Source organism: Pseudomonas sp. NPDC087185, assembly GCF_044744955.1.
Lineage (GTDB): Bacteria > Pseudomonadota > Gammaproteobacteria > Pseudomonadales > Pseudomonadaceae > Aquipseudomonas.
Genome location: NZ_JBIUZK010000001.1, coordinates 541,962 through 562,232, shown reverse-complemented (window position 1 = coordinate 562,232; position 20,271 = coordinate 541,962). Strand labels below are relative to the sequence as shown.

Sequence of the window (20,271 nt, the reverse complement as noted above, 5' to 3'; positions counted from 1 at the left end):
AAGACAGCAGCCGAGGCTGTCGGATCTTTCGTACTGAGCTTTCGTACTGAATCATCTGACGCTTCATGCGGGTTTCTGTCTACGAAGCCTGGCCTCGGCCAGGCTTCGTGCTATTTGAGGCCTGCCCGTAGCTGGCGGTCTTTTTAACCTGGATACCTTGATGCGCAGTCCCTATTGGTTGTTTCTTGTCCTGCTCCTGCTGCTTGGTGGCCTGCAGTATCGCCTTTGGGTGGGTAATGGCAGCCTGGCGCAAGTGACCGAGCTCAAGCAGCAGATCGACGAGCAGCATGCCGAGAACGAGCGGCTGCTGGAGCGTAACCGCGTGCTCGACGCCGAGGTCCTGGAGTTGAAAAAAGGTATGGAGACCGTCGAAGAGCGGGCTCGTCATGAATTGGGAATGGTCAAAGAGGGCGAAACCCTCTTCCAGCTGCCGCAAAAATGATCGAAACACTACCGGCTTTCTGGGCCGTGATTCCTGCTGCGGGTGTGGGTGCCCGCATGGCTGCCGACCGTCCCAAGCAATATCTGCAACTGGGCGGGCAGACCCTTCTCGAGCATAGCCTCGACTGTTTTCTCGGCCATCCCACGCTCAAGGGCGTGGTGGTCAGCATTGCCGAAGATGACCCTTACTGGCCAGCCTTGCGTTGTGCCAACGATGCGCGTATCCAGCGTGCTGCGGGTGGGCGCGAGCGCGCCGACTCGGTGCTTAATGCCTTGCTGTTGCTGCATGCCCAGGGGGCGGCGGACAGCGACTGGGTGCTGGTGCACGACGCGGCGCGGCCGAACCTGGCGCGTACCGATCTGGACCGTTTGTTGTCGGAATTGGCCGATGACCCGGTCGGTGGCCTGCTGGCGGTCCCGGCACGCGATACCCTCAAGCGGGCGGATGCCGGCGGGCGAGTCAGTGCCACGGTGGACCGCAGCACCATCTGGCAGGCCTACACGCCGCAGATGTTCCGCCTCGGGGCTTTGCATCGGGCGTTGGCTGAATGCCTGGTGTCCGATGTGGTGGTTACCGATGAAGCGTCGGCCATCGAATGGTCCGGCCAGTCGCCCCGTTTGATCGAGGGGCGCAGCGACAACATCAAAGTAACCCGGCCGGAAGACCTGGAGTGGCTGCGCCAGCGGTGGGCGGGACGGCGCTGATCTTTGTAGGCCTGTGCCGGCCCCTTCGCGGGTAAACCCGCTAAGAGGCCAACAAATCTTTCATACCTGCCTGTACTCCGGCAACCCCGCCAACCCTTCCTTCAGATAATCCACCAGCCGCCGAACCTTGGGCGATAGATGCCGCTGCTGCGGGTAAAGCGCCCACACCGCCGTATTGGGCGGCTGATGGCCCTCCAGCAACGACACCAGCGCGCCGCTGTTGAGGTGCTCGAGCACGTAGTAGTCCGGCAGCTGGCACAAGCCCATCCCCAGCAGGGCAGCATCGAGCACCGCCTGGCCACTGTTGCAGCGCCAGTTACCCTGCACCCGCTGGCTGACCTCGCGGCCATCCTGCTGCACGGCCCAAAGATCGGAGCTGCCAATCAGGCAGTTGTGCCGCGCCAGTTCCGACAGGCTGTGTGGCCGCCCATAACGTTCAAGGTAAGCGGGGGAGGCGCACAGGTACATGCGCCTTGGCGCCAGGCGCGTCGCCACCAGCCGGGAGTCGGTGAGCCGGCCCAGGCGGATGGCCAGGTCCATGCCTTCGTGCAGCAAATCCAGGGTGCGGTTGCTCAGTTCCACATCGACCCGTAACTGCGGGTACAGCGCCATGAAGCGCGTTACCAGCGGCACGATGAAGCGTTCGCCATAGGCCACGGCGCAGGTCATGCGCAGCAGCCCCTTGGGCTCGCTGGCCAGGTCGCCCATGGCGCGCAGCGCTTCTTCGCGCCCATCCTGCAGGCGCTGGCAGTGTTGCAGGAAGGTCTGCCCGGCTTCACTCAAGGTTACCCGGCGGGTGCTGCGGTACAGCAGGCGCGTTTGCAGGCGCTCTTCCAGGCGGGCGATCTGCCGGCTGATATGCGACGACGACACGCCCATGCGCTCGGCCGCTGCGGTGAACTGGCCAGACTCGGCGACGGCGACGAATTCATCGATGCCTTCCCAGCGACTGCTCATTGATTATCCCTGTGTGGCAATAATGTTTTGTCTTGGCCTGGATTATTCATCAAAAGCACTTGAATTACACTGTGGGACTGAATCGACACTCTGTCTGGAGACCCGTGATGATCAAGTCCCGTGCTGCCGTTGCCTTCGAGGCCAAGAAACCCCTGGAAATCGTCGAAGTCGACGTGGCCATGCCCAAGGCAGGCGAAGTGCTGCTGCGCGTGGTCGCCAGCGGTGTCTGCCACACCGACGCCTACACCTTGTCGGGCGCCGACCCGGAAGGTATCTTCCCGTCGATCCTCGGCCATGAAGGTGGCGCGATCGTCGAGGCCGTGGGCGAGGGCGTGACTTCGGTGGCCGTCGGCGACCACGTGATCCCGCTGTACACCCCGGAATGCGGTCAGTGCAAATTCTGCCGCTCTGGCAAGACCAACCTGTGCCAGGCCATCCGCGCCACCCAGGGCAAGGGCCTGATGCCCGACGACACCACTCGCTTCTCGTACAAGGGCCAGCAGCTGTTCCACTACATGGGCACCTCGACCTTCTCCGAGTACACCGTGCTGCCGGAAATTTCCGTGGCCAAGATCCAGAAGGAAGCGCCGCTGGAGAAGGTCTGCCTGCTCGGTTGCGGCGTGACCACCGGTATCGGCGCAGTGCTCAACACCGCCAAGGTCAAGCCAGGTGATACCGTGGCCATCTTCGGCCTGGGCGGCATCGGCCTGTCGGCGATCATCGGCGCGGTCAAGGCCAAGGCCTCGCGCATTATCGCCATCGACATCAACCCGGCCAAGTTCGAGATCGCCCGCCAACTGGGCGCTACCGACTGCATCAACCCGAAAGAATACGATCGCCCGATCCAGGACGTGATCGTCGACCTCACCGACGGCGGCGTGGACTTCTCCTTCGAGTGCATCGGTAACGTACAGCTGATGCGCGCGGCCCTGGAATGCTGCCACAAAGGTTGGGGCGAGTCGGTGATCATCGGCGTCGCCGGTGCTGGCCAGGAAATCGCCACCCGTCCGTTCCAACTGGTGACCGGCCGCGTCTGGCGCGGTTCGGCCTTCGGTGGCGTGCGCGGCCGCAGCGAGCTGCCAAGCTACGTCGACATGGCCGAGAAGGGCGAGATCCCGCTGGACACCTTCATCACCCATACCATGGGCCTGGAGGACATCAACAAGGCCTTCGACCTGATGCATGAAGGCAAGAGCATCCGCAGCGTGATCCACTTCTGAGGTCTGCCATGAGCCTGGATAACATCTCCTGCCAAAAGAGCTTCGGCGGCTGGCACAAGCGTTACCGGCATCACTCCAAGGTGCTGGGCTGCGACATGGTGTTCGCCGTCTACCTGCCGCCGCAGGCCGAGCAGGGCGAGAAGCTGCCGGTGCTGTACTGGCTCAGCGGCCTGACCTGCACCGACGAGAACTTCATGCAGAAAGCCGGCGCCCAGCGCCTGGCCGCCGAGCTTGGGCTGATCATCGTCGCCCCCGACACCAGCCCGCGTGGCGAGCAGGTGCCGGGAGACCCTGACGGTGCCTGGGACTTCGGCCTGGGAGCGGGCTTCTACCTCAACGCCACCCAGCAGCCCTGGGCGCAGCACTACCGCATGCACGACTATGTGGTGGACGAGCTGCCCGCGCTGATCGAGGCGCATTTCCCGGCCTCCGACCAGCGCAGCATCAGTGGTCACTCCATGGGCGGGCACGGCGCGCTGGTCTGCGCCTTGCGCAACCCCGGCCGCTACCGCTCGATCTCGGCGTTTTCGCCGATCAGCAATCCGATGGATTGCCCGTGGGGCGAGAAAGCCTTCAGCCGCTACCTGGGTGAAGACCGTGGGCGCTGGCGCGAATGGGATGCCTGCGTGCTGCTGGCCGAGACGCCAGCGGGCAAGTGCCCGCCGTTGCTGGTGGACCAGGGCGACCGTGATGACTTCCTGGAAAAGCAGCTCAAGCCCGAAGCGCTGAAGCAGGCGGCACGCAAGGGTGGCCATGGGTTGAGCTTGCGCCTGCAGCCTGGCTATGACCACAGCTACTACTTCATCGCCAGCTTCATCGATGACCACCTGCGCCATCACGCAGTGGCACTTGGGCGGGTTTGACGAGACGGTCCAAAAGCCGCCCAACCACCTGCAAAGCAGGTAGAATCACGCCCTGACTCAATCAGGGCGTTTTTCTATGCGTATTGGCCACGGCTACGATGTGCACCGTTTCTGCGACGGTGATTTCATTACCCTGGGTGGGCTGCGTATCCCCCACACATTTGGCCTCCTGGCCCATTCCGACGGCGACGTGCTGCTGCATGCCCTGAGCGATGCCTTGCTCGGCGCCGCGGCGCTGGGTGACATCGGCAAGCACTTCCCCGATACCGACCCGCAGTTCAAGGGCGCCGACAGCCGTGTGCTGCTGCGCCATGTGGTCGGCATTGTCCAGGCCAAGGGCTGGAAGGTCGGCAATGTCGACGCCACCATCGTTGCCCAGGCACCGAAAATGGCCCCGCACATCGAGACCATGCGCCAGCTGATCGCCGAAGACCTGCAGGTTGAACTCGAGCAGGTCAACGTCAAGGCCACCACCACCGAAAAGCTGGGCTTCACCGGCCGCGAGGAGGGCATCGCCGTGCACGCGGTCGCCCTGTTGCTGGCAGCATGACCGAACTGGAACTGCTGGGCCCGCGTGCATCGGGTGAACCACTGGGTACCGCGGTACTCAAGGCAGTGGCCGAAGACTTCCAAGTTGATGAAGTGCTCGACATTCCGTTGTCCGGCCAGGGCGAGCACCTGTGGCTGTGGGTCGAGAAGCGCGACCTCAATACCGAAGAGGCTGCCCGCCGCCTGGCGCGCGCCGCCGGCGTGCCAGTGCGTTCGATCAGCTATGCCGGCCTCAAGGACCGCCAGGCGCTCACGCGCCAGTGGTTCAGCCTGCACTTGCCGGGCAAGGCCGACCCCGACCTATCGCGTGCCGAGGACGCTACCCTGCGCGTGCTCAAGCAGGTGCGTCACCAGCGCAAGCTGCAGCGCGGCGCCCACTCGGCGAACGGCTTCACCCTGCGCCTGACCGCGCTGGCAGCTGACCACCAGGCCCTCGATGCCCGCCTGGAGTGCCTAAAGCTGCGCGGAGTGCCGAACTATTTTGGCAGCCAGCGCTTTGGATTCGCTGGCGGCAACGTTCAGGATGCCCAGCACTGGGCCGAGCGCAAGGCCCTGCCGGAGCAGCGCAATGTGCGCTCTCGGCTGCTGTCGGCCGCGCGCAGCTACGTCTTCAACCAGGTACTGGCCGCGCGCGTTGCCGACGGCAGTTGGCAACGCGCGCAGGTCGGTGACTTGTTGGCCTTCACCGATAGCCGCAGTTTCTTTCCGGCGGGCGAGCAGGAATGTTCCGATCCGCGCCTGGCCATCCTCGACTTGCACCCCACCGGCCCGATGTGGGGCGAGGGCCCTTCGCCCGCAGCCGGCGCGGCCTCGGCGCTGGAGTCGAAGGTTGCCGAGGCGCATCCGGCACTGTGCCAATGGCTCGCCAATGCGGGCATGAGTCACGAACGGCGCATCCTGCGGCTCCCTATTGGCGGCCTGACGTGGCATTATCCCGAGCCTGATATCCTGCAACTGGAATTCGTCCTTCCGGCCGGATGCTTCGCCACCGTGGTGGTGCGCGAACTCGTCGATCTGGTGCCGGCAGGGCAGACGGACAGCCCATGCGTATTCTGATTTCGAATGATGACGGTGTTACCGCACCTGGCCTCGCCGCGCTCCATGGGGCGCTGGCGGATTATGCCGAGTGCGTGGTAATCGCCCCGGATCAAGACAAGAGCGGCGCCGGCAGTTCGCTGACGCTGGACCGGCCGCTGCACCCGCAGACCCTGGCCAACGGTTTCATCAGCCTCAATGGCACGCCAACCGATTGCGTGCACCTGGGGCTCAACGGCCTGTTGCCGGAACCACCGGACATGGTCGTGTCGGGCATCAACCTGGGGGCCAACCTGGGTGATGACGTGATCTATTCCGGTACGGTCGCCGCCGCGCTGGAAGGGCGCTTCCTGGGTGGTACGTCGCTGGCGTTCTCGTTGCTGTCGCGCCTGCCCGACAACCTGCCGACCGCGGCCTTCATCGCCCGTCGCCTGGTCGAGGCACAGTCTCGCCTGGAGCTGCCGCCGCGCACGGTACTCAACGTCAACATCCCCAACCTGCCGCTGGAGCACATCCGTGGCATCCAGCTCACCCGCCTCGGCCACCGGGCGCGGGCGGCAGCGCCGACCAAGGTAGTCAACCCGCGCGGCAAGGAAGGCTACTGGATTGCCGTGGCCGGCGATGCCGAGGATGGTGGGCCGGGTACCGACTTCCATGCAGTGATGCAAGGCTACGTCTCGATCACCCCGCTGCAGCTGGACCGCACCTTCAATGACGCCTTCGAGCAGCTCGACGGTTGGCTGGAGGGCCTGCTCTGATGCGTGAACAGGACGATCTGCAGCGTCGTGGTATCGGCATGACCTCCCAGCGTACCCGGGAGCGGCTGATCCAGCGCCTGTGCGAGGAGGGCGTGTCGAACCCCAAGGTGCTCGATGCCATCCGCCGCACGCCGCGCCACCTGTTCGTCGATGAGGCCCTGGCCCACCGCGCCTACGAAGACACCGCGCTGCCGATCGGGCACAACCAGACCATCTCGCAGCCGTTCATGGTGGCGCACATGAGCGAACTGCTGCTGGAGGCCGGCCCGCTGGACAAGGTGCTGGAGATCGGCACTGGCTCCGGTTACCAGACGGCGATCCTGGCACAGCTGGTCGAGCGGGTGTTCTCTGTAGAGCGAATCAAAGTACTGCAGGACCGGGCCAAGGAGCGCCTGATCGAGCTGAACCTGCGCAATGTGGTGTTCCGCTGGGGCGATGGTTGCGATGGCTGGCAGGCGCTGGCGCCCTACAATGCCATCATCGTCACCGCTGTGGCTGCGGAAGTACCGCAGGCACTGCTCGACCAGCTGGCGCCGGGGGGGCGCATGGTCATCCCGGTGGGGCCGGCAGGCGAGGTGCAGCAACTGATGCTGATCGTTCGCGAGGAGCAGGGCTTTTCCCGCCGCGTGCTGGGCGCTGTGCGCTTCGTGCCGCTGCTCAATGGCCCGTTGGCCTGAGCAACAGGGAATATTTGCCACGGCGACGAATTCTTGCCGCTTCGCCCTGTCTATCTGGCGGGGCATCAAGGCTATTCACCGGGCCATGCTCCGAGCCTGCCAATGCCGTTGGGCTCGGTTATAATTGCAACATTATTGCATTTCTTGTCGTATTATCGATTTTCGGCACCATGAGGGGAGCGCGGGTGGGTCACACAGTCATTCGGCAGCGCAAGGATCGGTCGGGTTTCAAGCTTCTGGTGATTGCACTGGCCATGGGTACCCTGCTGACAGGTTGCTCCAGCACCAGTTCGACTGGTGCGCGCGTGGTCGACCGCAACAATGCGGCACCCAAGCGGCCAACCGTGACCTCTGGCCAGTACGTGGTCAAGCCCGGCGACACGCTGTTCTCCATCGCCTTCCGCTACGGCTGGGACTACAAGGAACTGGCCGCGCGCAACGGCATCCCGGCGCCCTACACCATTCGCCCAGGCCAGGCGATCCGCTTCAGCAGCGGCTCCACCGGCAGCACCACGGTGGTCTCCAACCCGTCGTCCTCGAGCAAGACCACGGTCATTCGTCGCCCTGTTGGAACCGCTATCACCCCGCCGGCCAGCGGCGGAAAAACGACGCCAACTTCGCCCACCACGCCTGCGCCGGTGGTTACCACGGTGCCCGCCGCAGAGCGGGCCGTGGGCGGCTGGACGTGGCCGGCCAATGGCGTGCTGATTGGTAAATTTGCTTCAAACGGTAGTTTGAATAAAGGCATTGATATCGCGGGTGATTTGGGACAGCCTGTTTTTGCTGCGTCTGATGGTGCGGTGGTCTACGCCGGGAGTGGCTTGAGGGGCTACGGCGAGCTGATCATCATCAAGCACAGCGACACCTATGTCAGTGCCTACGGTCACAACCGCAGGCTGTTGGTTCGGGAGGGGCAGCAGGTCAAGGCAGGGCAGTCGATTGCTGAAATGGGGTCCACGGGCACTGATCGGGTGAAGCTGCATTTCGAGATTCGCCGCCAGGGCAAACCCGTCGATCCACTCCAGTTCCTGCCACGCCGTTGATTGTTGTACCCGGCCTGTTCCTGTGATGTAGAGGGGACGGGCTCCAGCGATGCCAGGGATGCAGGCGCCGCTCGAGTCTGAGTTCGAACTCAGCAAAGGACTATAACAATGGCTCTCAATAAAGAAGCGCCGGAGTTTGACATCGACGATGACGTCCTCCTCATGGAGACGGGCATCGTTTTGGAAACGGATGTGGTGTCAGACGAACCTGCTGTACCGTCGGTTCGGACCAGGGCCAAATCAGGCTCTTCGCTCAAGCAGCACAAGTATATCGATTACACCCGGGCGCTTGATGCTACCCAGTTGTATCTCAACGAGATTGGTTTCTCGCCTCTGCTTTCGCCGGAAGAGGAAGTGCACTTCGCGCGCCTGTCGCAGAAGGGCGACCCCGCTGGCCGCAAGCGCATGATCGAAAGCAACCTGCGCCTGGTTGTGAAAATTGCCCGTCGTTACGTCAATCGCGGCCTGTCGTTGCTCGACCTGATCGAGGAAGGCAACCTGGGGCTGATCCGTGCGGTCGAGAAGTTCGACCCGGAGCGCGGTTTCCGTTTCTCGACCTATGCGACCTGGTGGATCCGCCAGACCATCGAACGGGCGATCATGAACCAGACCCGCACCATTCGCCTGCCGATCCATGTGGTCAAGGAGCTGAACGTCTACCTGCGTGCCGCGCGGGAACTGACACAGAAGCTCGACCACGAACCTTCCCCTGAAGAAATCGCCACCTTGCTCGAGAAGCCGGTTGCCGAGGTCAAGCGCATGCTCGGCCTGAACGAGCGGGTCTCTTCGGTGGACGTTTCGCTTGGCCCGGATTCGGACAAGACCCTGCTCGATACCCTGACCGACGACCGGCCAACCGACCCTTGCGAGCTGCTGCAGGATGACGACCTGTCGCAGAGCATCGATCAGTGGTTGGGCGAGCTGACCGACAAGCAGCGTGAGGTCGTCGTGCGTCGCTTCGGCCTGCGCGGTCATGAGAGCAGTACCCTGGAAGACGTTGGCCTGGAGATTGGCCTGACCCGCGAGCGAGTCCGGCAGATCCAGGTAGAGGGGCTCAAGCGCCTGCGCGAGATCCTTGAGAAGAATGGCCTGTCCAGCGAGTCGCTGTTCCAGTAAGCATTACCCCTCGCATGCAAAGCGCCCCGACGACCTCGGGGCGTTTTTGTATGTGCGTGTTCGCCATGCCTGCCCAGGCCGGTGCCATGTGGCGGGGGAGCAATATGTACCGCGCTACCCCAGATGCTTTGCGTGTAAGCCTTTGCTTACTCGTGTTGTAAGACATCCATGTAAGGATGAGTAAATCATTGTCGTTTCCAGTGCCACAAAATTCATAAGCCCTTGAAGTAATAGAGGATTTTAGATTTGTGGAAATGTGTCCCTGGTAATGTCTTGTGAGGTTTCGCAGTTGCCCGGCCCACGGAAGTCGCTAGTATTCGAACTGTGCACACGGACATGCACAGGCTTTCAGGAAGAAGGCCAAGGACATCGCAAGAAGCGATTTCATTAAGGACGATGTTTGGGACAAGCAGGGACTACGGAAAAAAATGTGGGCGGGTCAAACCGCCCCTTTTTTTTGCCTGCAGAAAATGAAAAAAGGCCCGTTGCGGGCCTTTTTCGTATCCGGGCGCTTAGCGCACCAGGTCGGCAATCTTGCCAGGCTTGCCATCCCACTCTTCGGCGTCAGGCAGGGCATCCTTACGCTCGGTGATGTTTGGCCAGATTTCCGCAAGCTCGGCGTTGAGCTCGAGGAAGTTCTCCATGCCCGCAGGCACTTCGTCTTCCGAGAAAATCGCCTGGGCCGGGCACTCAGGCTCGCACAGTGCGCAGTCGATGCACTCGTCCGGGTGAATGACCAGGAAGTTCGGGCCTTCGTAGAAGCAGTCCACCGGACAGACTTCCACGCAGTCGGTGTATTTGCATTTGATGCAGTTGTCGGTGACGACGAAGGTCATTTCTAGTTCTCTCCTCAGGCAACGGCGGCGGCCCTTCCTCTCAGGGCCGCGCGGTTTACGGGTATGTGGCTGCAGGCCAGGCTAATAACCTGCAGCACCAGCAAACCGCGGCGGATTCTACCAGCTTGTAGTGGGCGCCGTTATAACAGGTTCTTTAGTTGATATAGCATTTCGATAGCTTGACGTGGGGTCATGTCGTCAAGGTCCAGCTTGCCCAGCTTGTCGATGGCCGGGTGCGGCAGGCTGGCGAACAGGTCGCTCTGGTGCGGTGCTTGTGGCTCGCCCTTGGCTTTTTTCGACACGGGTAATTCATGCGGCAGGCTGCTGGTTTCCAGGCGCCCCAGGTGTTCGCGGGCACGCTGGATGACCGGCGACGGCACACCCGCCAGTTGTGCCACGGCCAGGCCGTAGCTTTGGCTGGCGGGGCCAGGCAGCACGTGGTGCAGGAACACGATGCGTTCATTGTGCTCGGTGGCGTTCAGGTGCACGTTGGCCACCAAGGGTTCGCTCTCCGGCAGCACGGTCAGCTCGAAGTAGTGGGTGGCGAACAGCGTGTAGGCACGCAGCTGGGCCAGGCGCTCGGCAGCCGCCCAAGCCAGCGACAGGCCATCGAAGGTACTGGTGCCGCGGCCCACCTCGTCCATCAGCACCAGGCTGCGGTCGGTGGCGTTGTGCAGGATGTTGGCGGTTTCGCTCATCTCGACCATGAAGGTCGAACGCCCGCCGGCCAGGTCGTCGCTGGAGCCGATACGGGTGAAGATGCGGTCGACCAGCGACAGCTCGCAGCTGGCCGCCGGTACGAAACTGCCGATGTGCGCCATCAGCACGATCAGCGCGGTCTGGCGCATGTAGGTGGACTTACCGCCCATGTTCGGGCCGGTGATGATCAGCATGCGGGTGCTGTTGTCCAGGCCCAGGTCGTTGGCCACGAACGGCGTGGTCAGCACTTGCTCGACGACTGGGTGACGGCCCTGGTCGATGCGCAGGCAGGGCTCGTCGACGAAGCGCGGGCAGTTCAGGTCCAGGTTCAGCGCACGCTCGGCGAGGTTGCTCAGCACATCCAGTTCGGCCAGTGCGGCGGCGCTGTCCTGCAGCGGCGCCAGGTGGCTGATGAGGGTTTCCAGCAGCGCGTCGTAGAGCATCTTCTCGCGAGCCAGGGCGCGGCTCTTGGCCGACAGCGCCTTGTCCTCGAAAGCCTTCAGCTCCGGCGTGATGAAGCGCTCGGCGCCCTTGAGGGTCTGCCGGCGAATGTAATCGCCCGGAGCCTGTTCGGCCTGCTTGGTCGGCAGCTCGATGAAATAGCCGTGCACGCGGTTGTAGCCGACCTTGAGGTTGGCAAGGCCGGTGCGGGCCTTCTCGCGGGCTTCCAAGTCGATCAGGAACTGGCCGGCGTTCTCGCTGATCGCCAGCAACTCGTCCAGTTCGTTATCGTAACCGGCCTTGAGCACACCGCCGTCACGGATCACCGCTGGTGGGTTGTCGACCACAGCCCGCTCCAGCAGGCTGGCCAGCTCGGGATAAGTGCCGGTGATGGCGGCCAGGCGCGCCAGGTGCGGCGCCTCCAGTTCGGACATGGCGTTCTGCAGCTCGGGCAGGGCGCCGAGGGCATCGCGCAGGCGCGCCAGGTCGCGTGGGCGGGCGTTGCGCAGGCCGATACGGGCGAGAATCCGCTCGATATCGCCAATTTCCTTGAGCTGCGGCTGCAGTTTTTCGAAACGGTAGCCGTCGAGCAGGCAGCGGATCGAGTCCTGGCGCGCCTGCAGGACCTTGAGGTCGCGCAGCGGGCGGTTCAGCCAGCGGCTAAGCAGGCGGCTGGCCATGGCGGTCTGGCAGCGATCGATCACCGACTGCAGGGTGTTGTCACGCCCGCCGGCCAGGTTGATGTCCAGCTCCAGGTTGCGGCGGCTGGCGCCGTCGAGGATTACCGTGTCGTCCAGGCGCTCGTGGCGCAGGCTGCGCAGGTGCGGCAGGGCGGTGCGCTGGGTTTCCTTGGCGTAGGTCAGCAGGCAGCCGGCAGCGCCGATGGCCAAGGTCAGCTTGTCGCAACCAAAACCCTTGAGGTCCTTGGTCGCGAACTGCTGGCACAGGGCCTTGCGCGCCGAGTCACGGTCGAAGTCCCAGGGCGCGCGGCGGCGCGCGCCTGGGCGCTTCTCGGCCGGCAGGTCACGCGGCCAGTCGTCGGGGATCAACAGCTCGACCGGGTTCAGGCGCTCGAGCTCGGCCAGCAGGTTTTCCCAGCCTTTGATCTCCTGCACGCTGAAGTTGCCGCTGGTGATATCCAGCACCGCCAGCCCGAACAGGCGCTCGTCACCGAGCAGCGCGGCAATCAGGTTGTCGCGGCGCTCATCGAGCAGCGCTTCGTCACTGACCGTGCCCGGGGTGATGATGCGCACAACCTGACGCTCGACCGGGCCCTTGCTGGTGGCGGGGTCGCCAATCTGTTCGCAGATCACCACCGACTCGCCGAGCTTGACCAGTTTGGCCAGGTAGCCTTCCAGCGAATGGAACGGAATCCCGCACATGGGGATCGACTGGCCCGCTGACTGACCGCGCGCGGTCAGGGTGATATCCAGCAGTTTCGCGGCTTTTTTCGCATCTTCGTAGAAGATTTCGTAAAAGTCGCCCATGCGGTAGAACATCAGCTGGTCTGGGTGCTGGTTTTTCAGCTTCCAGTACTGCTGCATCATCGGGGTGTGTGCGGAAAGATCAGACATTCAGGGCCTTACAGCGGGTGATCTGGTTGGCGATTGTGAAACCGGCAATGGTACAGGCTTTTTCACCGAGATGCAGGCGGCGCAAGGCTGAGCACTGTGCTCAAGTGCCGCGCAGTAAACCGGGTGAACTGCCGGTGATCCGGGTGCTGACCGATCAGCCCCGATCGACATGCGCCAGCTGAACGCTTTCGACTGGTCGGGTGAGTGGCCGAACGGGCTGCCGCGCCTGGGCCGGCAGGATGAACACGCCTTCGGCGCAATCGCTCGCGAAGGCCTCAAGCGCGGCGACGTGCATTAACACAGCGATGCATTGCATTTCCTGCGGCGTGCCTGCATTATGCACGTTATGCAAAAACGCAATGTAGCCACCGTACTCAGAGAACTGCTCGACCGCCACGGCCTGTCCCCCACAGAGCTGCACCGGCGCACGGGCGTACCTCAATCCACGCTGTCTCGAATCCTCGCCGAGAAGATCGTCGACCCTTCGGACAAACATGTCTCGAAGATCGCCGACTATTTCGGCGTCAGCACCGAACAATTGCGCGGCCGTGCCGAACTGGGCGCGTCGCGCGAGGCCGCGCTGCCAGCACACGGCCATGCGGACCTCAGCGATATCAGCCTGTGGGACGATGAAACGCCCGTCGAGGACGACGAGGTGTCGGTACCCTTTCTTCGCGAGGTCGAATTGGCAGCAGGATCAGGAAGATTCGTCATCGAGGAAAGCGAGCGCGCTTGCCTGCGCTTCGGCAAGCGCAGCCTGCGCCATAACGGCGTGCAGTTCGACCACGCCAAATGCGTCACCGTGCGTGGCAATAGCATGCTGCCAGTACTGCGCGATGGGGCGACGGTCGGGGTCAACACCGGCAAGTGTTCGATCGGCGACATCATCGATGGCGACCTCTATGCCATCAACCACAACGGCCAGTTGCGGGTGAAGCAGGTTTACCGGCTGCCCACCGGCATCCGCCTGCGTAGCTTCAACCGTGATGAACACCCCGATGAAGACTACAGCTTCCAGCAGATGCAGGAGGAGCAGATCAGCCTGCTCGGGCATGTGTTCTGGTGGGGCATGTACGCCCGCTGACTGTTACGCCACATCAAAAACCCGCTTCGGCGGGTTTTTTTTCGGCTGCAGAAAAGCCCTACAGGCCTGACCGCACAAGGGCTTCATGCATAACAGCAAAATCCAATGCATAAAAATACGAAGAAATGCATTGACTGCATATGCATCAATGCATAGCCTGTGTCTCAAGCCGGACGGAAACCGGTTGTTACACAGGCAGCGATGAACAGGCCTCAACTGTTCAGAGGGTTGGCAACTGGCCCGGGTGCGCAGCGTAAAGCACCACGATCAGTTATCCGGCGGGCAAGTGGCCGCGGTCGGAATCACCAATTTGAAGCGGAACCGCTTGGCGTCACCAGTCGTGGCCGACGGTTCGACAACGCATTACTGAAAAGCCTGACACCCGGGCTTTTTGGAATGCCGAGTCATTTGAAATTCAGAGCATCCACAAACACCTGTTGGCCTCCGCCAGCAGGCTTCACACAGGAGACAGGACAGTGACGAACGAGCAACAAGCGTTGCTGGAGATGCCGCTCTGGCTGGTAATCGTCCTGGCATTGCTGGGCGGCCTCAGCGGCGAAATGTGGCGGGCCGACAAAGCGGGGGCCACCGGCTGGTCGCTGTTGCGGCGGTTGGTGTTGCGGTCCGGGGCCTGCGTGGTCTGCGGGGTGTCGACGGTCATGCTGCTGTATGCCGGCGGCCTGTCGATCTGGGCAGCCAGCGCGTTGGGTTGCCTGACTGCGGTGGGCGGGGCCGATGTTGCCATGCGCCTGTACGAACGCTGGGCGATCAGACGGCTGGGGCTGCGCGACAGCGCCCCAGGCGACGAGCGATAAGGAGGATAGGCATGAGCGAACTGGCCATTTTACAGACGGCAGTGACCGCAACCATTCGTGAGGCGATGCCGCAGCTGGCATCTGTCGATGCTTACACAGCGGTAGGCAATGCACCTGAGCGGCCAGCCTTGCGCCATGGCATCGTGCGCATGACGGCCGATGCGGCGCCGCGTGATGGGCGTTCGGTACTGATCGCCACCTTCGAGGCAGACATCACTGCCGACAGCGCCAACCCCGAAGCCCGCCTGCAGGGCAGCCTGCTGGCCGCGCAACTGATGGACCTGTTGCGCCAGCAGCACTGGGCGCTGGATTTTGTCGAAGCCACCCGCAATGTCCAGGCGCAATTCGACGGCAGCGCCTGGACGGTGCGCTGGGACCAGCCGGTGCTGCTCGGCGAGCCGCGTTGGCAGTGGCCAGACCAGCCGCCAGGAACCCTGATGCTGGGCTTTGCTCCGGCTATCGGACCGGGTAATGAGGGCAGTTACCACGCGCCGGAGGACCTGGCATGAGTTACGTCAGCGCAATGCATGACCGCATGCTGGCGTGCCTGCTGATCCCCTGCCGGGTGGTCGCGGTGGACTTTGCTGCGGCCAGGGTGCGGGTTTCCGATGGCAGTGGCTGGACCAGCGCCTGGCTGCGCTGGCATGCGTTGGCCGCAGGCAAGGCCCGGCATTGGCGAGCACCGAGCCTGGGCGAGCAGGGCGTGTTGCTGTGCCCCAGTGGTGAACCGGCCCAGGGCACCTTCATCCCCGGCCTTTATGGCAATGCCGGCAGCGCGGCGGACAACCGTGACCATGTCGAGATCTGGCGTTTCGACGATGGTGGCTCGCTCAGCTACGACTGGCAGGCCAGCCATTACGACATCCAATTGCCCGGCGGCAGCGCCACCATCACAGTCGGCGCCAGCACGGTGCAGGTCAGCGACGGTGCGATCAGTTTGCAGGCGGCGGCAATCAAGCTCACCGGCAACGTAGCCGTTGATGGCCCGTTGCAAGTCAGCGGCGATATCACTGGCGGCGGGCGCGTCATCGACACCGCCGGCAACACAGCCAACCACAAACACTGAACCAGGCCCGCCCATGCGGGCTTTTTCATACCTGGAGAATGCCATGCAAACCTATGAACGGGGCGCGGCCAGCGGAGGTGCGCCATGATCGGCATGGACCGCCGCACCGGCCAGCCACTGGCCGGCATCGATCACCTGCGCCAGTCTATCGAAGACATCCTCACCACACCGCTGGGCAGCCGCCGCATGCGCCCCGAATACGGCAGTCAGTTGCGGCGTTTCGTCGACCTGCCGGTCAACGAAGGCTGGAAAAGCGCCGTGCAGGCTGAGGTGGCCCGCGCACTGGGCCGCTGGGAACCGCGTCTGCAACTGGAGCGGGTAAAGGTCGTGGGCGTGCTCGACGGCCAGGTCAGCCTGGCCCTGAGCGGCCGTTACCTGGGCGACGACGCCCTGGTGGAGGTGAGCGCATGAGCCAGGTCGACCTGTCGAAACTGCCCGCCCCGCAACTGCTCGAAGACCTCGACTACGAGGCGCTTTACCAGGCCGACCTGGACACCTTCCGCGAGTACCTGGGCGACGGCTGGACCGCCAACCTGGAAAGCGACCCGGTGACCAAGCTGCTGGAGGTCGGCGCCTACCGCAAGCTGCTCAACCGCGCCCGCATCAACGATGCGGCCAAGGCGCTGCTGCTGGGCTATGCCGAAGGCAGCGACCTCGACCAGCTGGCCGCCAATGTCAGCCTCCAGCGCCTGGTGATCCAGGCTGAGGACCTGACCAGCGTGCCGCCCACCGAGGCCCTGCTCGAAGCCGACGACGCCCTGCGCGAGCGGGTGCAACTGGTCTACGAAGGCCTGACCACCGCCGGCCCGCGCAACAGTTACATCCTGCATGCCCGCAACGCTTCGGGGCAGGTGGCTGACGCCACCGCCGAAAGCCCGTCGCCGGCAGTGGTGGATGTGACCGTGCTGAGCCTGGAAGGCAACGGCGCAGCCAGCACGGCGTTGCTCGCTGAAGTGGCCAGCTACCTCAATGACGATGATATCCGCCCTGTCGCCGACCGGCTCAACGTGCGCAGTGCCATGGTGCTGCCGTACCGCATAGACGCCGTGCTGTTCATGGCCGACAGCGGCCCTGAATACGAGGCGATCCTTGCCGAGTGCCAGCGCCGCCTCGAGGCCTGGATCAACCCCCGACGACGCCTGGGCGTGGAGGTCTCACGTTCGGGTATCGATGCTCAATTGCATATCGACGGCGTCAGCCGGGTTGAGCTGAGCAACTGGGCCGACATCCGCCCGAGCAAGGCGCAGGCGGCCTGGTGCACCGGTTTCACGCTCAAGCGAGGAGGCTGACATGCATAGCCTCTTGCCGCTCAACCGCACACCGTTGGAGCGAGCCATCGAAGCCGCCGCCGACGAAGACCTCAAGGTCAGCCTGCGCCAGCTCTACAACCCGGACACCTGCCCATCGCACCTGCTTTATCAACTGGCCTGGGCATGGTCGGTGGACCGCTGGGAAGACAACTGGAGCGATGCGATCAAGCGTTCGGTGATCCGCTCGGCGTTCTTCGTCCACGCCCACAAAGGCACCCTCGGCGCACTGCGGCGGGTGGTGGAGCCGTTCGGTTACCTGATCGAAGTGGAGGAGTGGTGGCAAACCACACCGCCTGCGCCGGCCGGCACCTTCGCCTTGAAGATCGGCGTTTCCGATGCCGGCATCAGCGAAAGCACCTACCAGGAACTGTCGTCGTTGATCGACGACGCCCGGCCGGTCAGCCGCCACCTGAGCGGCCTAGTCATCAGCCTGGACAGCCAGGGCACCGTGCATTTCGGCTGCGCGATCCAGGACGGTGACGAACTCGACATCTACCCGCCGGCGCCGCGTGACATCGAGGTCATCGGTGCCATTGGCCGTGGTGGCCGCGAACACACAATCGATACCTTGGACATTGCATATGGTTGACCAGACTTCTCAGTTCTACGCCATCCTCACCAACGTGGGCGCGGCGAAACAAGCCAACGCGGATGCCTTGGGCATTGCGTGGAAAATCACCCAGATGGGCATCGGCGATGCCAACGGCACCGACCCGACGCCCAACGCCACCCAGGCCAGCCTGATCAACGAATGGCGCCGTGCGCCGCTGAACCAGCTGAAGGTGGACGACAAGAACAGTGCGATCATCGTCGCCGAGCAGGTCATCCCTGCGGATGTCGGCGGCAAGTGGATCCGCGAAATCGCGTTGTACGATGCCGATGGCGACATGGTCGCCGTAGCCAATTGCGCGCCCACCTACAAACCGCTGCTCAGCCAGGGCTCGGGGCGTACCCAGGTGGTGCGGATGAACCTGGTGGTCAGCAGCGCCAGTAATGTGCAGCTGAAGATCGACCCGGCCGTGGTTCTGGCGACCCGTGAGTGGGTGACCGAAGAGTTGGCGCGGCAGGACTTCAAGCATTCGGTGGTGGCGGCCACCACGGCAAACATCGCCTTGAGCGGGTTGCCGACCATTGACGGGGTGGCACTGACCGCAGGTGCGCGGGTGCTGGTGAAGAACCAGACAGCCGCCAAGGACAACGGCATCTACCAAGCTGCGGTAGGCGCCTGGAGCCGCAGCAGCGATGCCGATACCGATGCCAAGGTCACGCCGGGTTTACTGGTGCTGGTGGAGAAAGGCACCGTCAATGGTGACAGTGCCTGGCAGCTGGTCACGGATGGGCCGATCACGCTGGGCGTCAGTGCGCAGGCCTATGAGATGGCGTTTGGGCGCAGCGGCGTGGCCGCAGCTACTTATCGCAGCGTGACGGTCGACAAATATGGGCGGGTTACCGCTGCCACCAACCCGACCACGGTCGCGGGTTATGGGTTGACGGACGTCTACACCAAGGCCCAGGTAGACAGTGCGCTGGCGTTGAAGGCGCCGCTGGCGAGTCCGGCGCTGAGTGGCATTCCGACTGCACCTACAGCCAATGCCGGAACCAATACCACGCAGTTGGCAAACACGGCATTCGTCATGACCGCTGTAGCCAACCTCGTTGCTTCTGCCCCGGGGGCGCTTGATACCTTGAACGAGCTTGCTGCCGCTTTAGGTAACGATCCCAACTTTGCCACCACGGTGACCAATCAACTGGCCAACAAAGCCGCGTTGGCCAGCCCCACTTTCACGGGGGACCCCAAAGCGCCGACCGCTGCGGCCACCGACAGTGATACTTCCATTGCTACGACGGCTTTCGTCCGTTCAGCCATGGCCCTTTTCGGGCTCGGCGCACCCAGTGCAGCGGTAGCGAACATAGATGAACTGGCAGCCAATGGATTCTACGTCGTTGGAGAGGGTACAGCCGGTACCAAGCCCAAGCATCCAGTTACAGGCCAAGTGCTTGCTTCAGGGCAGGTCTTGCATATTCATCGACCGAGCACTGTGGCCGCGACGCAGCTTTGGGACACGCTGACAAGTGGAGAACCGTTCACCTTTATCCGCAGCCGGGTGGGTAATACGACTCAGTGGACCGCCTGGGCGCAATTATGGTCGAGCGGGAACACACCCAAGCAAGCATCACCCACCGATATAACTGAAGGCGCCATGGCTGTGGTGGGCTCCTTTGGGCTTGGCAAGGGGTATTTAAGTACTGAGACAGACCTCAACCAATATGTCGTTCCCGGTAACTACCTTACCCCCATGGCAGGCTTGACCAATGTGCCTAGAGGGTGGTTGGTCGCTGCGCGTTACAACTTGGTCGTCGAAGGTTTTGGCGCTTACAACTACTTGGTACAGCGGATTACCGGCGGGCTCTCGGTTGGCGCTACGCCCATACAGGCGATCCGCGTCATGCAAAACGCCAACGGATGGACTGACTGGCAGATCGTCAACACCAGCCTCAACTTGCCATTTCGGGGGCTGATGCAATTCAAGACTGCGGGCGTCTATCAATGGGTTGTGCCTGACGGCGTGCACAAAGTTGATGTAGAAGTGCGCGGCGGCGGTGGTAGTGGAGCGTTTGGGGCACGGGACTCCACTGTTATCGGACCCGGCGGTGGCGGCGGTGGGGGAATCAGCAAGCGCTTGTGCTCCGTTACCCCGGGTAGTGTCATCACCGTCACAGTCGGCGCCGGCGGCACGGCCGTAGCAGGCGAGGGTGAAAGTGGCGTCGCAGGTGGCTCCTCGTCTTTCGGTGCGTTTTGCTCGGCAACTGGAGGTACTGGCGGGGGTATGAATGTTGGTGTCTCGGGTGGACGGGGTTCAGGTGGCGACTTCAACGCATCGCTTGGCTCGGGTTTTCCTCCCGTACGAAGTTCGGGAGGGAGCACGAACTGGGGCGGGCAGGGTGGCGGCGGTGAAAGCATCTATGCGGCTTCCGATACTTCAGCGCTTACACAGCCTGGCATGGGTGGTGGGGGGCGGACTGTAACCCGTTCACAGGCCGGTGCAGTTGGATGTGTGTTTATAACATATTAAGGGGCGGA

At 63.1% G+C, this 20,271-nt stretch carries 22 protein-coding genes; 19 read left to right on the top strand and 3 right to left on the bottom strand.

Annotation, left to right across the window (positions count from 1 at the left end; translation table 11 throughout):
* Positions 1–160: 160 nt before the first annotated feature.
* Positions 161–442 (top strand): cell division protein FtsB, encoded by a 282-nt coding sequence (gene ftsB, locus ACIPIJ_RS02790; protein ID WP_008099637.1) that lies wholly within the window; start codon positions 161–163, stop codon positions 440–442.
* The gene (ispD, locus tag ACIPIJ_RS02785; protein ID WP_401072469.1) at positions 439–1,146 is read left to right on the top strand and encodes a 2-C-methyl-D-erythritol 4-phosphate cytidylyltransferase; all 708 of its coding nucleotides are present in this window, start codon (positions 439–441) and stop codon (positions 1,144–1,146) included. Before ftsB ends, ispD begins: the two co-directional genes overlap by 4 nt.
* Before the next feature lie 60 nt (positions 1,147–1,206).
* On the opposite strand, the gene ACIPIJ_RS02780 is transcribed toward ispD, so the two are convergent.
* On the bottom strand, positions 1,207–2,103 hold the full coding sequence (locus tag ACIPIJ_RS02780; protein WP_401072467.1) for a LysR substrate-binding domain-containing protein: 897 nt from the start codon (positions 2,101–2,103) through the stop codon (positions 1,207–1,209).
* A gap of 107 nt (positions 2,104–2,210) precedes the next feature.
* Here ACIPIJ_RS02780 and ACIPIJ_RS02775 point away from each other — a divergent pair, with 107 nt between their 5' ends.
* The 8 genes from ACIPIJ_RS02775 to rpoS all read left to right on the top strand — a co-directional run bounded on the left by ACIPIJ_RS02775 (position 2,211) and on the right by rpoS (position 9,364).
* On the top strand, positions 2,211–3,323 hold the full coding sequence (locus ACIPIJ_RS02775; RefSeq protein WP_401072465.1) for an S-(hydroxymethyl)glutathione dehydrogenase/class III alcohol dehydrogenase: 1,113 nt from the start codon (positions 2,211–2,213) through the stop codon (positions 3,321–3,323).
* Between the two features lie 8 nt (positions 3,324–3,331).
* Positions 3,332–4,186, top strand: coding sequence for an S-formylglutathione hydrolase (gene fghA / locus ACIPIJ_RS02770; protein ID WP_401072463.1), 855 nt, complete (start codon positions 3,332–3,334; stop codon positions 4,184–4,186).
* 76 nt (positions 4,187–4,262) lie between these two features.
* Positions 4,263–4,736, top strand: a complete 474-nt coding sequence (ispF, locus tag ACIPIJ_RS02765) for a 2-C-methyl-D-erythritol 2,4-cyclodiphosphate synthase (RefSeq protein ID WP_401072461.1) — start codon at positions 4,263–4,265, stop codon at positions 4,734–4,736.
* A complete protein-coding gene (truD, locus tag ACIPIJ_RS02760) occupies positions 4,733–5,791 on the top strand; it encodes a tRNA pseudouridine(13) synthase TruD (protein ID WP_401072459.1) in 1,059 nt (352 codons plus the stop codon). Before ispF ends, truD begins: the two co-directional genes overlap by 4 nt.
* On the top strand, positions 5,779–6,528 hold the full coding sequence (gene surE / locus ACIPIJ_RS02755) for a 5'/3'-nucleotidase SurE (RefSeq protein WP_317661507.1): 750 nt from the start codon (positions 5,779–5,781) through the stop codon (positions 6,526–6,528). The genes truD and surE overlap by 13 nt, the downstream gene beginning before the upstream one ends.
* A gap of 38 nt (positions 6,529–6,566) precedes the next feature.
* Complete coding sequence (locus tag ACIPIJ_RS02750) at positions 6,567–7,205, top strand: protein-L-isoaspartate(D-aspartate) O-methyltransferase (protein ID WP_401073415.1); 639 nt, start codon at positions 6,567–6,569, stop codon at positions 7,203–7,205.
* Between the two features lie 185 nt (positions 7,206–7,390).
* Positions 7,391–8,248 carry a peptidoglycan DD-metalloendopeptidase family protein gene (locus tag ACIPIJ_RS02745; protein ID WP_401072457.1) on the top strand — a complete coding sequence of 286 codons (858 nt, stop codon included), beginning with the start codon at positions 7,391–7,393 and terminating at the stop codon, positions 8,246–8,248.
* A 108-nt stretch (positions 8,249–8,356) separates the two neighbouring features.
* Positions 8,357–9,364 carry an RNA polymerase sigma factor RpoS gene (gene rpoS / locus ACIPIJ_RS02740; protein ID WP_033700853.1) on the top strand — a complete coding sequence of 336 codons (1,008 nt, stop codon included), beginning with the start codon at positions 8,357–8,359 and terminating at the stop codon, positions 9,362–9,364.
* Positions 9,365–9,876: 512 nt separating this feature from the next.
* Here the strand turns inward: rpoS and fdxA are convergent.
* Positions 9,877–10,200, bottom strand: coding sequence for a ferredoxin FdxA (gene fdxA / locus ACIPIJ_RS02735; protein ID WP_401072455.1), 324 nt, complete (start codon positions 10,198–10,200; stop codon positions 9,877–9,879).
* A 140-nt stretch (positions 10,201–10,340) separates the two neighbouring features.
* Entirely contained in the window at positions 10,341–12,914 is a 2,574-nt protein-coding gene (mutS, locus tag ACIPIJ_RS02730) for a DNA mismatch repair protein MutS (RefSeq protein ID WP_401072453.1), read from the bottom strand.
* A 169-nt stretch (positions 12,915–13,083) separates the two neighbouring features.
* Here mutS and ACIPIJ_RS02725 point away from each other — a divergent pair, with 169 nt between their 5' ends.
* The 9 genes from ACIPIJ_RS02725 (at position 13,084) to ACIPIJ_RS02685 (ending at position 20,263) form a co-directional block, all read left to right on the top strand.
* Positions 13,084–13,212, top strand: coding sequence for a hypothetical protein (locus tag ACIPIJ_RS02725; protein WP_401072451.1), 129 nt, complete (start codon positions 13,084–13,086; stop codon positions 13,210–13,212).
* A gap of 39 nt (positions 13,213–13,251) precedes the next feature.
* On the top strand, positions 13,252–13,998 hold the full coding sequence (locus tag ACIPIJ_RS02720) for a helix-turn-helix transcriptional regulator (RefSeq protein WP_401072450.1): 747 nt from the start codon (positions 13,252–13,254) through the stop codon (positions 13,996–13,998).
* Positions 13,999–14,474: 476 nt separating this feature from the next.
* Positions 14,475–14,813 carry a phage holin family protein gene (locus tag ACIPIJ_RS02715; protein WP_401072448.1) on the top strand — a complete coding sequence of 113 codons (339 nt, stop codon included), beginning with the start codon at positions 14,475–14,477 and terminating at the stop codon, positions 14,811–14,813.
* Positions 14,814–14,824: 11 nt separating this feature from the next.
* On the top strand, positions 14,825–15,322 hold the full coding sequence (locus ACIPIJ_RS02710; protein WP_401072446.1) for a hypothetical protein: 498 nt from the start codon (positions 14,825–14,827) through the stop codon (positions 15,320–15,322).
* Positions 15,319–15,879 carry a phage baseplate assembly protein V gene (locus ACIPIJ_RS02705; protein ID WP_401072444.1) on the top strand — a complete coding sequence of 187 codons (561 nt, stop codon included), beginning with the start codon at positions 15,319–15,321 and terminating at the stop codon, positions 15,877–15,879. Before ACIPIJ_RS02710 ends, ACIPIJ_RS02705 begins: the two co-directional genes overlap by 4 nt.
* An 84-nt stretch (positions 15,880–15,963) precedes the next feature.
* A complete protein-coding gene (locus tag ACIPIJ_RS02700; RefSeq protein ID WP_401072442.1) occupies positions 15,964–16,290 on the top strand; it encodes a GPW/gp25 family protein in 327 nt (108 codons plus the stop codon).
* Positions 16,287–17,168 carry a baseplate J/gp47 family protein gene (locus tag ACIPIJ_RS02695; RefSeq protein WP_401072440.1) on the top strand — a complete coding sequence of 294 codons (882 nt, stop codon included), beginning with the start codon at positions 16,287–16,289 and terminating at the stop codon, positions 17,166–17,168. Before ACIPIJ_RS02700 ends, ACIPIJ_RS02695 begins: the two co-directional genes overlap by 4 nt.
* Position 17,169: 1 nt before the next feature.
* Positions 17,170–17,778: a phage tail protein I gene (locus ACIPIJ_RS02690; RefSeq protein WP_401072438.1), complete on the top strand. Its 609-nt coding sequence runs from the start codon at positions 17,170–17,172 to the stop codon at positions 17,776–17,778.
* On the top strand, positions 17,771–20,263 hold the full coding sequence (locus tag ACIPIJ_RS02685) for a phage tail protein (RefSeq protein WP_401072436.1): 2,493 nt from the start codon (positions 17,771–17,773) through the stop codon (positions 20,261–20,263). Before ACIPIJ_RS02690 ends, ACIPIJ_RS02685 begins: the two co-directional genes overlap by 8 nt.
* Positions 20,264–20,271: the final 8 nt, after the last annotated feature.